At 75.1% G+C, this 13,002-nt stretch carries 13 protein-coding genes; 4 read left to right on the top strand and 9 right to left on the bottom strand.

Annotation, left to right across the window (positions count from 1 at the left end; genetic code table 11):
- Nucleotides 1-1,046: phosphodiester glycosidase family protein (locus tag I4I78_RS21395; protein WP_218613238.1), on the top strand; the 1,046-nt coding region annotated here is incomplete at its 5' end.
- Here the strand turns inward: I4I78_RS21395 and I4I78_RS21400 are convergent.
- From I4I78_RS21400 to I4I78_RS21415, 4 genes are read right to left on the bottom strand one after another with little or no spacing between them, the layout of a single operon-like run.
- The gene (locus I4I78_RS21400; protein ID WP_226380165.1) at nt 1,047-1,679 is read right to left on the bottom strand and encodes a TetR/AcrR family transcriptional regulator; all 633 of its coding nucleotides are present in this window, start codon (nt 1,677-1,679) and stop codon (nt 1,047-1,049) included. It lies immediately after the preceding gene.
- Nucleotides 1,676-2,764, bottom strand: a complete 1,089-nt coding sequence (locus I4I78_RS21405) for a PDR/VanB family oxidoreductase (RefSeq protein WP_218613239.1) — start codon at nt 2,762-2,764, stop codon at nt 1,676-1,678. Before I4I78_RS21405 ends, I4I78_RS21400 begins: the two co-directional genes overlap by 4 nt.
- Nucleotides 2,761-3,636 (bottom strand): metal-dependent hydrolase, encoded by an 876-nt coding sequence (locus tag I4I78_RS21410; RefSeq protein ID WP_218613240.1) that lies wholly within the window; start codon nt 3,634-3,636, stop codon nt 2,761-2,763. The genes I4I78_RS21405 and I4I78_RS21410 overlap by 4 nt, the downstream gene beginning before the upstream one ends.
- A gap of 51 nt (nt 3,637-3,687) precedes the next feature.
- On the bottom strand, nt 3,688-5,439 hold the full coding sequence (locus I4I78_RS21415) for an SDR family oxidoreductase (protein WP_308252273.1): 1,752 nt from the start codon (nt 5,437-5,439) through the stop codon (nt 3,688-3,690).
- 62 nt (nt 5,440-5,501) lie between these two features.
- Between I4I78_RS21415 and I4I78_RS21420 the strand changes: the two genes are divergently transcribed.
- From I4I78_RS21420 to I4I78_RS21430, 3 genes are all read left to right on the top strand, one after another.
- The gene (locus tag I4I78_RS21420) at nt 5,502-6,458 is read left to right on the top strand and encodes an alpha/beta fold hydrolase (protein WP_218613241.1); all 957 of its coding nucleotides are present in this window, start codon (nt 5,502-5,504) and stop codon (nt 6,456-6,458) included.
- Nucleotides 6,459-6,506: 48 nt separating this feature from the next.
- On the top strand, nt 6,507-7,313 hold the full coding sequence (locus tag I4I78_RS21425) for a crotonase/enoyl-CoA hydratase family protein (protein ID WP_308252274.1): 807 nt from the start codon (nt 6,507-6,509) through the stop codon (nt 7,311-7,313).
- Between the two features lie 174 nt (nt 7,314-7,487).
- Nucleotides 7,488-9,203, top strand: coding sequence for a choline dehydrogenase (locus I4I78_RS21430; protein WP_218613242.1), 1,716 nt, complete (start codon nt 7,488-7,490; stop codon nt 9,201-9,203).
- A 6-nt stretch (nt 9,204-9,209) separates the two neighbouring features.
- Here the strand turns inward: I4I78_RS21430 and I4I78_RS21435 are convergent, their stop codons facing one another.
- From I4I78_RS21435 to I4I78_RS21455, 5 genes are all read right to left on the bottom strand, one after another.
- Nucleotides 9,210-9,983 (bottom strand): tetratricopeptide repeat protein, encoded by a 774-nt coding sequence (locus I4I78_RS21435; RefSeq protein WP_218613243.1) that lies wholly within the window; start codon nt 9,981-9,983, stop codon nt 9,210-9,212.
- 5 nt (nt 9,984-9,988) lie between these two features.
- Nucleotides 9,989-10,636, bottom strand: coding sequence for a GPP34 family phosphoprotein (locus tag I4I78_RS21440; protein ID WP_218613244.1), 648 nt, complete (start codon nt 10,634-10,636; stop codon nt 9,989-9,991).
- 39 nt (nt 10,637-10,675) lie between these two features.
- A complete protein-coding gene (locus tag I4I78_RS21445; RefSeq protein ID WP_218613245.1) occupies nt 10,676-11,941 on the bottom strand; it encodes an Nramp family divalent metal transporter in 1,266 nt (421 codons plus the stop codon).
- Nucleotides 11,938-12,630: a metal-dependent transcriptional regulator gene (locus I4I78_RS21450; protein WP_218613246.1), complete on the bottom strand. Its 693-nt coding sequence runs from the start codon at nt 12,628-12,630 to the stop codon at nt 11,938-11,940. The genes I4I78_RS21445 and I4I78_RS21450 overlap by 4 nt, the downstream gene beginning before the upstream one ends.
- A gap of 50 nt (nt 12,631-12,680) precedes the next feature.
- Nucleotides 12,681-13,002: GNAT family N-acetyltransferase (locus tag I4I78_RS21455; RefSeq protein WP_218613247.1), on the bottom strand; the 322-nt coding region annotated here is incomplete at its 5' end.

The following is a 13,002-nucleotide window of genomic DNA, read 5'->3' on the forward strand; positions in this document are numbered from 1 at the left end:
TCACCACCACCCGGGCGGCGGGCCAGGTGCGCGGCGATGTCGTCGAGGTCGACCTCACCGCGCCCGGCGTCCGGCTGGGGCTGCTCACCGCCGGCGCGGTCACCGCGCGGGCGTCGGTCCCGCGGATGGCCGACCGGGCCGGTGCGCAGGCCGCGATCAACGGCGACTACTTCGACCTTGGCCGCAGCAACGCCCCGGCCGGCCCGGAGGTGCAGGACGGGCGCCCGGTGAAGTCCGCGGTCCCGCAAGGCCGCCGCGCCGCGCCCGCCGTGCCCGGCGCGGAGACCGACCGCGTGTTCGCCGTCGGCACCGACGGCGTCGCGCGGATCGACACGCTACCGCTGGTCGCCGAGGTCGAGACCCCGGATGCGACGCTGCCGGTCCAGGCGCTCAACCAGCACGCCGTCCCGGTCGGCGGGATCGGCATCGTCACCCCGGAGTGGGGCGGCGCCGACCGCGCCGCGACGCTGTGCGGCTCCGACACCGACCGCAACGCGCCCTGCGCCCCGGACGCCGTCGAGGTCGCGACGTCCGACGGGGAGGTCACCGCGGTCCGCCCGCCCGGCAGGGACGGGATCAAGCCGGGGGAGACCCTCCTGCTCGGCCGCGAGCAGGGCGCCGCCGCGCTGCGCGCGCTGAAGGTCGGCGACGAGGTGGACGTGCGCTGGGAGCTCGTCCCGGCCAGCGGCGTCGCGCCGACGACGGCGCTCGGCGGGAGCCCGATCCTCGTCGCCGGCCGGCGCACCGAGCGGCTCGACGACGGCGAGCGGGCCCCGCGCAGCGCCGTCGGGATCCTGCCCGGCGGGCGCCGGGTCCAGCTCGTGACGGTGGACGGGCGGGAGTCGACGAGCGTCGGCCTGACGCTGGCGCAGATGTCGGACCTGCTCGCCCAGCTCGGCGCGACCGACGGCGTCAACCTCGACGGCGGCGGCTCCTCCACACTGGCCTTCCGTCCGCCCGGTGACACGACGGTCGACATCGTGAACAACCCCTCGGACGACGCCACCCGCCTGGTCCCGAACGGCCTCGGGGTGTTCGGCGGCTGATCAGCGGGGCTCGTGCCGCGCGGTGACCCCGAGCAGTGCGAACAGCTGCGCGACCAGCCAGTCCCGCATCGTCTCGCGTCCCACCTCGCCCTGCTCCAGCCAGGTCAGGGTCGCGCCCTCGACCAGTGCCACCCAGCCGCGCAGCGTCATCAGCTGCAGCGGGCTCGGGTCGGCCAGGCCGCCGCGCAGCACGAGGAGGTCGACGAAGTGGTCGCGCACGCCGTCGACCAGCGCGTCGGTCTCCCCGGTGGAGATCACCGAGCCGCTGCGCAGCAACGCCACGTAGGCGCGGGCGTGGCGCTGGGCGACGTCGAGGAACGCGTCGACGGCCCCGCCGAGCTGTTCCTCGAGGGCGGGCTGCGTGCCCGGGTCGCCGCCGGCCGGCATCGCGACCCGCTCGATCAGCTCCGCCACGACCGTGCCGAGCGCGGCGACGTGCAGCGACTCGACGTTGGGGAAGTAGCGGTAGAACAGCGCCCGCGAGCAGTCCGCGGTGCGGGTGACGTCGGAGACGGCGACCTCCTCGGGCGGCAGCCGGCCGTAGAGCTCCAGCGCCGCGGCGACGAGTTGCTCGCGGCGGCGCTGCGGGCTCATCCGTCGCGGTGCCCGCGCCGGGTCGCGCTGCTCGGTCATCCCCGCCGATCGTCGTCGGAGGGGGCGCGTGGCAGGTCCACCACGACGCGGTCCCCGCGGGCCCGGCCCACGCACAGTGCCGTGAGCCCGGGACCGGCCGGGTCGTCGACGGTCTCACCGGCGAGCAGCGGCACGTGGCAGGTGCCGCAGAACCCCTGCCGGCAGGAGAACGCCAGATCCGGGCGCAGGGCGCGCAGCGCGTCCAGGGCGGTGCCGTCGGCGGGGACCGGCACGGCGGGCCCGCCGGCCACCTCGACGGTGAACGGGCGGCCGTCGCGGATCGGGGGCGGGGAGAACCGCTCGGAGTGCAGGCGGCGCCCGGCCGGCATCGCTCGCCGGACCGCCTCGATCATCGGGGGCGGCCCGCAGCAGTAGACCGCTGCGCCGTCCGGGAGCCCGGCGAGCAGCTCGTCGGCGGGCGGCGGGCCGCCGTGGGCGTCGTCCGGGCGGATCACGACCCGGTGCGGGGCCAGGGCGGCGAGCGCGTCGCTCAGCGGCAGCGACGCGCGGTCGCGACCGGTGTGCACCAGGCGCCAGTCGGCGCCCGTCGCGGCCGCGGCCCGCACCATCGGCGCGATCGGGGTGATCCCGATGCCGCCGGCCAGGAACAGGAACGACGGCGCGGCGGCGAACGGGAACGCGTTGCGCGGCCCGCGCAGCGTCAGTGCCGTGCCGGGGGCCAGCGCGTGCACCTCCGCGGAGCCGGCGCCGCCGGGGATCCGCCGGACGGCGATCCGGTAGACCCCACGTTCCACCGGATCACCGCACAGCGAGTACTGCCGCACCCGCCCCGACGGCAGCACGACGTCGACGTGGGCGCCCGGGCGCCATCCGGGCAGCAGCCCGCCGGAGGCGGGTTCCTGCCGGGCAGGCGCCGGGACCAGGTCCAGCTCCACGACGTCGGCGCACGGCCTGCGCACCCGGTCGACGAGCACGGCCACCGACCGGTCCACCGCCCGCGCCGGGCGACGCCGCCGCCCGCCGCGCACGGCGAGCGCCGCCGCGAGGCCGGCCACCAGGTCGACCTGGCGCATCGCGCGGCTCGGGTGCACCCCCGGGTCGCCGGCGGGCGGGCCGGGCGTCATCGGCCCTCCGCCGCCCGGGCCGCGGGCGAGGTCGCCAGGTAGGCGACGGCGGCGTCGGTGCTGCCGTGGTGCACCGGGTGGTAGCGCGGGTTCAGGTAGGACAGCGTCGCCCGGGCCAGCAGCAGCGGCCCGGGTGCGAGCCCGCGCCGCGACGCGCGCAGGTAGTCGCGCAGCCGGGCCCGGGAGCCGCGGGTGCCGCGCAGTACCGGGTCGTGGCGGCACAGGTGCGCGACCCCGGCGGCCCAGAGCCGCACCAGGATCGGACCACTGATCATCAGCGACCGGATCCGGCGCAGGTAGCGGCCGTCGAGGTGGGTGAACAGGTCGTGGGCGACGCTGCGGTGCTCGACCTCCTCGGCGCCGTGCCAGCGCAGCAGGTCGGTCATCGTCGGGTCGGAGCCGGCGGCGTCCAGCGCCCGGGCGTCGAGGATCCACTGGCCCAGCACGGCGGTCAGGTGCTCGATCGCGGCGATCAGCGCGACCCGCTCGACCAGCCACTCCTGCGCGGCGTCGCCGTCCAGGCCGCGCTCGCCGAGCACCTGGCCGAACATCCACTCGACCTGCTGCACGTACGCGGACGGGTCGAGGCCGGTCTGCGCGAGGTGGTCCTGCGCGCCCTGGTGCGACGACGCGTGCATCGCCTCCTGCCCGATGAACCCGCGCACGTCCTCGGCCAGCGCCTCGTCGCGGACCAGCGGCAGCGCCGCGGAGAACACGCGCACGAACCAGCGCTCGCCCTCGGGCAGCAGCAGGTGCAGCACGTCGAGCAGGTGCGAGGCGAACGGCTCGCCCGGGATCCAGTGCGGCGGCAGCGCCGACCAGTCGAACGCCACGTCGCGGGCGTGCAGGGCGATCCTGTCGTCGTCGTTCATGTTCGAGGCCCTCCTACCGGGGTCCGATGTCCTTACCGGGGTCCGATGTCCCTACCGGGGTCCGATGTCGCGGCGGGCGATGGCCCGCAGGAGTGCGGGGGACAGGCGCGAGGCGAGCAGCCCGGCGTGCGCCTCCGCGGTCACGGGCGCGAGCGGGGCGTTGCGCTCCACCGCGCGGACCACGTGCTCGGCGACCCGCTCGGGGGTGTAGTTGCGCCGGGCGTAGAGGGCGGTGGTCTCCTTCTGCAGGCGCTTCTCGGTGCCGGCGTCGCGGCCGACGAAGCGGGTCGTGCGGGTGATGTCGGTGCGCACGAACCCGGGGCACAGCGCCGTCACGCCGATGCCGTCGTCGGCCAGCTCGGCGCGCAGGCACTCGGAGAGCGTGAGCACCGCCGACTTCGTGGTGGCGTAGGCGGCCAGGGTGCGCGAGGGCAGGTAGGCCGCGGCCGAGGCGACGTTGACGATGTGCCCGCCCTCGCCGTGCGCGCCCATCAGCGCCGAGAACGCCCGGCAGCCGTGGATGACGCCCCACAGGTTCACGTCGACGATCCGCTGCCAGTCGGACAGCGTGGTGTCGGCGAACGAGCCGGCCATCCCGATCCCGGCGTTGTTCACCACCACGTCCGGCACGCCGTGCTCGGCCGCGACGTCGGAGGCCAGCCGGGAGACCGCGGCCTCGTCGGCGACGTCGACGGTGACCGGGAACGCGCGGCCCGCACCGCCGGACGCGGTCGCCGTCCCGATCAGCTCGGCGGTCCGCTCCGCGGCGTCGCCGTCGAGGTCGGCGACGACGACCCGGGCGCCGCGCCGCGCGAACGCCGCCGCGGTGGCCCGCCCGATCCCGGCCCCGGCCCCGGTGACCACGACCAGCGCGCCGTCCCAGCGCCCGGCGCCCGGGCGGGCCGCGGCCCGCGCCCGGGTCAGTGCCGGGGCCGGCTCGGCGCCGCCGACGTGGGCGACGAGCTCGGCCACGCATCGCGCGACCACGTCCGGACGGGTGCGCACCATCCAGTGCCCGCCCGGCAGGCGCCGGACCCGCAGGTCCGGGGCGTAGGCGGCGATCCGCGTCTGCATCGCCGGGGTGACGTAGCGGTCCCCGCGCGGCGCGAGGACCTGCACCGGGACGTCGGTGCGGCGCGGCTGCGGGTCGCCGAGGCGGGCCGGGAGGTTGCGGCGGTAGAGCTCCAGGCCGTTGACGGCGTCGCGGAGCTTTGGGCGACCGACGCCGTCGGTGGCCGAGACCAGCGCCCCGGCCAGCCCGCTGCGCCAGAGCAGCTCGGGCAGCACCGGGGTGCGGAACAGCGCGGTGTACCAGGAGTCGAGGCCCTGGCGGAGGATCTCGCGTCGGGTCGCGCCGGTGCGCCCGGCGAAGAACAGCCCGACGTGGTCCAGGCACGGCCCGGACATCGACGTGAACGACGCGACGCGGCCGGTCAGCCCGCTGTGCTGATGCTCGCCCGGCTCGGCCGTGACGGCGTGCCAGGTCTGGATCGCGCCCCAGTCGTGCGCCAGCAGGTGCACCGGGGCGTCCGGGCTGACCGCGTCGACGACGGCCCGCAGGTCCTCGGCGAGGCGCTCGAGGTCGTAGCCCTCCCGCCCGGACGGCGTCCCCGACGCACCGGCGCCGCGCACGTCGTAGGTGACGACGTGGTGGTGTTCGCGCAGGATCTCAACGACGCCGTCGAAGACCGTGTGGTCGTCCGGGTATCCGTGCACCGCGACGACCGTGGGCGCGCCCGGGTCACCGTGGGAGTACACGGCCAGTGCGAGCCCGTCGGTCGAGACCACCTCTTTGTGAGACACGTTGTCATCGTAGAAAGTCTGTCAACAGTGCGCCGCGGAGGCCCTCGGGTAGGTTCCCGGACGTGCCCGACGCCCCGACGCCAGCCTGGTTCACCGACGCCCTCGCCGTGCCCGTGGCCACCGGGGAGGTCGACGTCGACGGCGTCGCGATCCGCTACCGGGCCTGGGGCGAGCCGGGCCACCAGGGTCTCGTGCTGGTGCACGGCGGCGGGGCGCACTCGCGGTGGTGGGACCACGTCGCGCCGCTGCTGGTGCAGGGCAGGCGCCGCGTCGTCGCGCTCGACCTGTCCGGGCACGGCGACTCCGGACGCGCCGGGGCCTACCGGCTCGACCGGTGGGCCGACGAGGTCCTCGCCGTGGCCCGGCACTCGGGTGCGGGTCCAGGTTCCTGCCGGTCGGGCGAGGCGCCGGTCGTGGTCGGGCACAGCATGGGCGGGTTCGTCGCGCTCACCGCGGCGCTGCGCCACGGGCACGAGCTGACCGGGGTGATGGCGATCGACTCCCCGGTGCGGGACCGTTCGCCGGAGGAGCTCGCGGCGCGCCAGCAGCGGGCGTTCGGGCCGATGCGCGTCTACCCGGACCGGCAGACGGCGCTCGCGCACTTCCGGACCGTGCCCGAGCAGGAGGGCGACCTGCCCTATGTCGTCGAGCACGTGGCCGGCCACAGCGTGACCGAGGTGGCGGGCGGCTGGAGCTGGAAGTTCGACCGGGGGATCTTCGCCGGGCTCGGTCTGACACCGGGCGAGCTGGGCCGGGTGGACTGCCGGGTGGCGCTGTTCCGGGCCGAGCACGGCCTGGTGCCCGCGGACATGGGGGAGATGATCGTCGACCTGATGGGCCGGGTCGCGCCGCTGGTGGAGATCCCCGGGGCCGCGCACCACGTGATGGTCGACCAGCCACTGGCGCTGGTCACCGGCCTGCGGACGATGCTGGCCGACTGGGAGCACTCGGTGCCGCAGGCGCCGCCCGCCTCGCCCGCCGCCTCCTCCGCCTCGTCCGGAGGCCGCAGGCCGTCCTAGGGTGCGGCGACGGCGCATCCCGCGCCGGGCGCGAGGAGGCGGAACGACGTGGACACAGAGGACACCGGCGCTCGGGACACCGGCGCCCAGGACCCGCCGGAGGTGCTCGTCGAGCGCCGCGGTGCGGTGCAGCTGATCACGATCAACCGGCCGGCGGCGCGCAACGCCCTCAACGAGAACGTGGCCCGCGCGATCGCGCACGCCGTCGACGAGCTCGACGCCTCCGACGAGCTGCGGGCCGGGGTGCTGACCGGCGCGGGCGGGGTGTTCTCGGCCGGGATGGACCTCAAGGCGTTCCTGCGCGGCGAGCGTCCCGGCATCTCCGGGCGCGGCCTGTGCGGGATCACCCAGACCCCGCCGGCGAAGCCGATGATCGCCGCCGTCGAGGGCTGGGCCCTGGCCGGGGGCTTCGAGCTGGTGCTCGCCTGCGACCTCGTGGTGGCCGGGCGGACGGCGCGGTTCGGGGTCCCCGAGGTGAAGCGCTCGCTGGTCGCGGCCGCCGGGGGAGCGCTGCTGCTGCCGCAGCGGGTGCCGCGCGCGATCGCGATGCAGATGCTGCTGACCGGGGACCCGATCGACGCCGAGGCGGCCGAGCGGGCCGGGCTGGTCAACCGCGTCACCGACGAGGGCGGCGCGCTCGAGGGCGCTCTGCAGCTCGCCGCGACGGTCGCGGCGAACGGCCCGCTCGCGCTCACCGCGACGAAGAAGCTGGCCTCCGCCGGGGCCGACTGGACGGCGCAGGACCGCTGGGCCCGCCAGGAGGAGATCGTCGGACCGGTGCTGGGCTCGGCGGACGCGCGAGAGGGCGCGAGCGCGTTCGCGGAGAAGCGCGCACCGGTGTGGAAGGGTCGCTGACGGTCACGAAAGTGAACGCCCGCTGAACGCCGGGAGTACGGTGGTCATCCGTCCGGGCCGCATCATCGGCGCTGCTCACGCGTGGTTACTCTCGCCGGAGGTCGACACGCGTCATTCGGTGCTCGCACTCCGCGGCGCGCACCGGGGTTGCGAACGTGGAGGGGGATCGGCGAGATGTCGCGAGACAGCTTCGACTACGTGATCGTGGGCTCCGGTTCGGCGGGCTGCGTCCTCGCGAACCGGCTCAGCGCGGACCCGGCGAACCGGGTGCTGCTGCTCGAGGCGGGCCAGCCCGACCACTTCTGGGAGCCGCGGGTGCACATGCCCGCCGCGCTGGGCTTCCCGATCGGCAACAAGGCGTTCGACTGGTGCTACGAGTCCGAGCCCGAGCCGTTCATGAACGGCCGCCGGATGGCGCACGCCCGGGGCAAGGTGCTCGGCGGCTGCAGCAGCATCAACGCCATGGTCTACCAGCGGGGCAACCCGCTCGACTTCGACCGCTGGGCCGCCGACGAGGGCGTGGGCGACTGGGACTACGCGCACTGCCTGCCCTACTTCAAGCGGATCGAGACCAGCGACCTGGAGCCGCGCGAGCCCTGGCGCGGCTACTCCGGCCCGCAGCGGATCGAGCGCGGCCCGGTCACCAACCCGCTGTTCACCGCGTTCTTCGACGCCGCCCGCCAGGCCGGGCACCCGATGACCGGGGACATGAACGGCCCGGTCAACGAGGGTTTCGCGCCCTACGAGCGGACGATCCACAACGGCCGCCGGATGTCCGCGGCGCGCAGCTACGTGCACCCGGTCCGCGGGCGTACGAACCTGGAGGTGCGCTGCAACGCCCTCGCGACCGGCGTGGTGTTCCAGGGCTCGCGCGCGGTGGGCGTGCGGTATCTGCCGCAGGGGCCCCTCGGCCGCCATGGCGGCGAGCGCGTCGTCTCCGCGGGCGAGGTCGTGCTGGCCGGGGGAGCGATCAACTCGCCGCAGCTGCTGCAGCTCTCCGGCATCGGCGACGCCGACCGGCTCGGCGCACTCGACGTCCCGCTGGTGCAGCACCTGCCCGGTGTCGGCGAGAACCTGCAGGACCACCTGGCCGCGCACGTCCAGCACGCCTGCACCCAGCCGATCACGATGGGCATCCTGCGGGAGAAGAAGAACTGGCCCTCGATCGCGGCCAAGTGGCTGTTCGGGCACACCGGCCCGGGCGCGACCAACATCTTCGAGGCCGGGGGCTTCGTCCGGTCCCGCCCGGAGATGGCGATCCCGGACCTGATGTTCGGCTTCGCGCCGGTGGCGATGCGTTTCGACCCGGACATGCCGGTGCAGATCCACGGCTACCAGCTGCACATCGGCGCGATGCGTCTGGAGTCGCGCGGGCACGTGCGGATCTCCTCGACGGACCCGACGCGGCACCCGTCGCTGCTCTACAACTTCCTGTCCACCGAGGCCGACCGGACGTTCTGGCTCGACGCCGTGCGGATCGGACGCGAGCTGATGAGCCGGCCCGCGTTCGCCGAGTTCGACGCGGGCGAGACCTACCCGGGCCGGGCCGACGTCGCCACCGACGAGCAGATCCTCAAGTGGGTCGCCAAGGGCGGCCAGACCGGCCTGCACCCGACGTCGACGTGCCGGATGGGCGTGGACGACATGTCGGTCGTGGACCCGTCCACGATGGCCGTACACGGGGTGTCCGGCCTGCGGGTGGTGGACGCGTCGGTGATGCCGTACTGCCCGAACGGCGCGACGCACGCGCCGACGATGATGATCGCCGAGCGCGCCTCGGACCTGATCATGGGCAACACCGCGCTCGCTCCCGAGTACGTCGACCGCGGCGAGGACGCCCTCGGCTCGGCCCCGACCGGCCCGCTGCCGACGGTGAGCAGCGGGGGGTAGCCCGGCTCAGCGCCGGTCGAGCTCGTCGGCCCTGCCGCGCAGCCGCACCGTCTCCGCACCGTCGGCGCCCCACAACCGCTCCGCGTCCGCGGCCGCACGCCCGAGCTCCTCGTGCGCGGCGGGGGCCCGGCCCAGGGAGGCGAGGCACTCGGCGCGGAGGCCCCGCGCCGTGACGCCCACCGGGTGCGGTCTCCCGAGCCACCGGTCGGAGTCGGCGACGACGTCGTCGAGCAGGTCCGCGGCGGTGCGCACGTCGCCGTCGTCGGCGCGGGCCAGGGCGAGCCCGATCCGCGAGGTCAGCGTGTCCGGATGCCCCGGGCCCAGGACGTGCGTGCGCCGCGCGGCCACGTCGACGTGGCGCCCGATCGCCTCCCGCGGGCGTTCGGCCAGCCGCAGCGCGACGGCCAGCGCGTCGGCGGCGGTGAGGGTGGCCGGGTGGTCCGGGCCGAGGACCTCGGTGCGCATCCCGGCGTTGCGGATCATCGTCTCCAGGCCGGCGACGTCGCGTCCGACCCTCAGGTAGGCGGCGGCCAGGTTGCCCTCGGCCATCAGGGTGTCCGGGTCCCGGGGGCCGAGCAGGCGGCGGGTGTCGGCCAGCACGGCCTCGAACAACGCCACGGACTCGGCCGCCCGCCCGGCCCGCAGGTAGGCCACGGCCAGCGAGTGGCGCGCGTCGAGCCCCTCCCGGTCGCCGTGGTGCCGGTCGAGGACGGCGCTCTCGAGCATGAACAGCGACCCGGCGAACACGCCACCGTCGGCGTCGACGGCGGGGCGGGACACGACGGTCACCGCTGCCCGGACGGCGTCGTCGTCGCCGAGGCCGTCTCGACCAGGCCGGAGCGCAGGGCGGCCAGCGAGCCGGGAAGGTGCCCGACGGCCTGGGTGGCCAGGGACGTCAGCCGGGCGCGGTCGACGTCGGGCTCGAGCACGTCGTCGATCCCGAGGGTCTGGAGGAGGGCGGCGGTGAACGCCCCGGGCAGGGTGAACGTGTGCGGCTCGCGCAGCATCGCGGCGAGGTCGGCGCCGGGCTGGCGCGCGCGTGCGAGGTCGACGGCGGGGTGGCGGTCCCGGCGGCGACCGAGACGGCCGCGGCCCGACTCCCGGCGCAGCACCGAGTCGGCGGTGAGCCGGCGGGCGACCATCTCGACGAGGATCTCGCCGAGCACCCCGCTCCAGGCCCGCACGGTGTAGCCGTCCGGCTCGTGGGCGACGCAGTCCAGGACGTAGCGCGCCGGCTCGTCCAGGCCGAACGTGTCGTGGCGGGTGACGACGAGGCGGTCGTCGGCCAGCGTCAGCCGCCCGCCGATGACCAGGTCGGCGACCTGGGTGCCGACGACCCCGCAGCGCAGCAGGTCCGGGGCGATGCGGGCCTTCCCGGAGAGCGGGTCGTGCACGATCAGGAAGAAACCGGGGGCCATCCGACCGCGTTCCACGTCCGGCCCCCTCTCCTCATGATCGTTTCTCGCCTCAGGTTACCCGGGAGTATGGATCGTCTGCCAGATCAGCACACCGTTGAGGACGACCACCAGAGCGGTCACCACGGCGGCGACGACGGTGGTCGCGCGATGGTTGACCAGCGTGCCCATGATCGTCCGCTGGGCGGTGAACCAGACCAGCGGCGCGAGCGCGAACGGGATCCCGAACGACAGCACCACCTGCGAGAGCACCAGGGCCTGCGTCGGGTCGACGCCCAGCCCCAGCACGACCAGCGCCGGGATCAGTGTCAGCAACCGCCGGGCCAGCAGCGGGATCCTCCGTCGCAGGAACCCGGCCATGATCACCTGGCCGGCGTAGGTGCCGACACCGGAGGAGGCGAACCCCGAGGCCAGCAGCGCGACCGCGAACGCGACCGCGGCCACCTGGTCGAGCTGCACGGTCAGGCCCGCGTAGATCCCCGAGAGCGTGTCGGTGTCCGGAACCGAGGTGCCGGCGAACAGCGCCGCGGCGATCACCAGCATGGACAGGTTGACCAGACCGGCCACGCCCATCCCGAGCACGATGTCCAGACGCCCGGTGCGCAGCAGGAACCGGCGGTCGGCAGGGCTCTGCGCGGTCATCCGGTGCTGGGTCAGCGCCGAGTGCAGGTAGATCACGTGCGGCATCACGGTGGCGCCGAGGATGCCGGTCGCCAGCAGCAGGCTGTCGGTGCCCTCGAAGCCGGGCACCAACCCGGCCAGCGCCGCGGCCGGGTCCACGTCCACCCGGAACAGCGTGCTGACCAGGCCGACCAGGATGACCGCGAGCAACGCGACGATCGCCCGCTCGAACGGCCGGTGCCCGCGGCCCTGCAGCGCCAGCAGCGCGAAGGCGATCACGCCGGTGATCAGGCCACCGGTGAACAGCGGGATACCGAACAGCAGGTTCAGCGCGATCGCGCCGCCGACCACCTCGGCCAGGTCGGTCGCGATCGCGACCAGCTCGGCCTGGGCCCACATCAGGAAGGTTCCGGTGCGCGGCATCCGCTCCCGGCACGTCTCGGGCAGGTTCTTCCCCGTCGCCAGCCCCAGCTTCGCCGAGAGCGACTGGATCAGCATCGCCATCAGGTTGGCCACGATGATCACCCAGAGCAGCAGGTAGCCGTACTGGGCGCCGGCGGCGAAGTTCGTGGCGAAGTTGCCCGGGTCGACGTAGGCGACGGCCGCCACGAACGCGGGCCCGAGCACGACCAGACGTCCGCGCCACCCGCTGCGACGCAGCTCCTCGACCGACCGTCCGGTCCGTTTGCGGGCGGTCGTCATCCGGCAGCCCCGCCCGCGTCGGCCCGGGCGTCGATCCGGCCGTGCACCATCCGCGTGAGCGGGGCACCGAGCGCGTGCCGTGCCCCGCCTGCCAGCACGACCCACGTCGGCCCGCCGAACGGCGACACCTCGTCGACCCTCAGCTCGGCCCCGGGCAGTACCCCGAGCTCGCCCAGGTAGCGCAGCGCCTCGCTGTCCCGGTCGCTGACCCGTTCGACCCGGAACCGCTGCCCGGCCGTCGCCGCGGACAGCGGGTCGCCCCACGCCTCCTGGTGCGCCCCGGTGCGCGGCGGGATCGGGTCGCCGTGCGGGTCCCGGTCCGGGTGCCCGAGCAGCGCGTCGATCCGCTGTTCCAGGCGGTCGCTGAGCGCGTGCTCGAGCACCTCGGCCTCGGCGTGCACCTCGTCCCACGGCACGTCCAGCACCCGGGCCAGGAACGTCTCCAGCAGCCGGTGCCGGCGGACCACCTGCAACGCGGCCCGCTCACCCCGGGCGGTGAGCTGCACCCGCCGCGGGTCCGGGCGCTCGACCAGCTGGGTCTGTTCCAGGCGCTTGAGCATGGCGGTGGCCGAGGGCGAGGACACCCCGAGCTCGGACGCCAGCGCGCCCGTGGTCACCGGGGCACCGCGGTGGGTGAGATCGAAGATGGCCTTGAGGTAGTTCTCGTTGGACGCCGAGAGAGCCGACATGAACCAGAACTGTAGGCATGTCTACCAAGATCCGGTAGTGCGGTCTGTCGTCAGAGTTCGCGGTGCATCACGTGCAGGCCCGTGAACGTCGCGTCCGGCAGCGCGAACGCCTCCGGCACGATCCCGACCGTCGTGAACCCGAGGGAGTGCCACAGCCCGACCGCGCGGGTGTTCGCCGCGACGACGGCGTTGAACTGCATGGCCCGGAAGCCCCGCTCGCGGGCGTGCTCGAGGACGTACGTGCCGAGCGCCCGGCCGATGCCGCGCCCGGCCGTCGCGGGGTCGACGGCGAAGCTCGCCGTCGCCACGTGCGACCCCGGACCGGACTGGTTCGGTCCGGTCTTCGCACTGCCCACGACGACGCCGTCGGCG

This window comes from Pseudonocardia sp. KRD291, from assembly GCF_019263595.1.
GTDB lineage: Bacteria > Actinomycetota > Actinomycetes > Mycobacteriales > Pseudonocardiaceae > Pseudonocardia.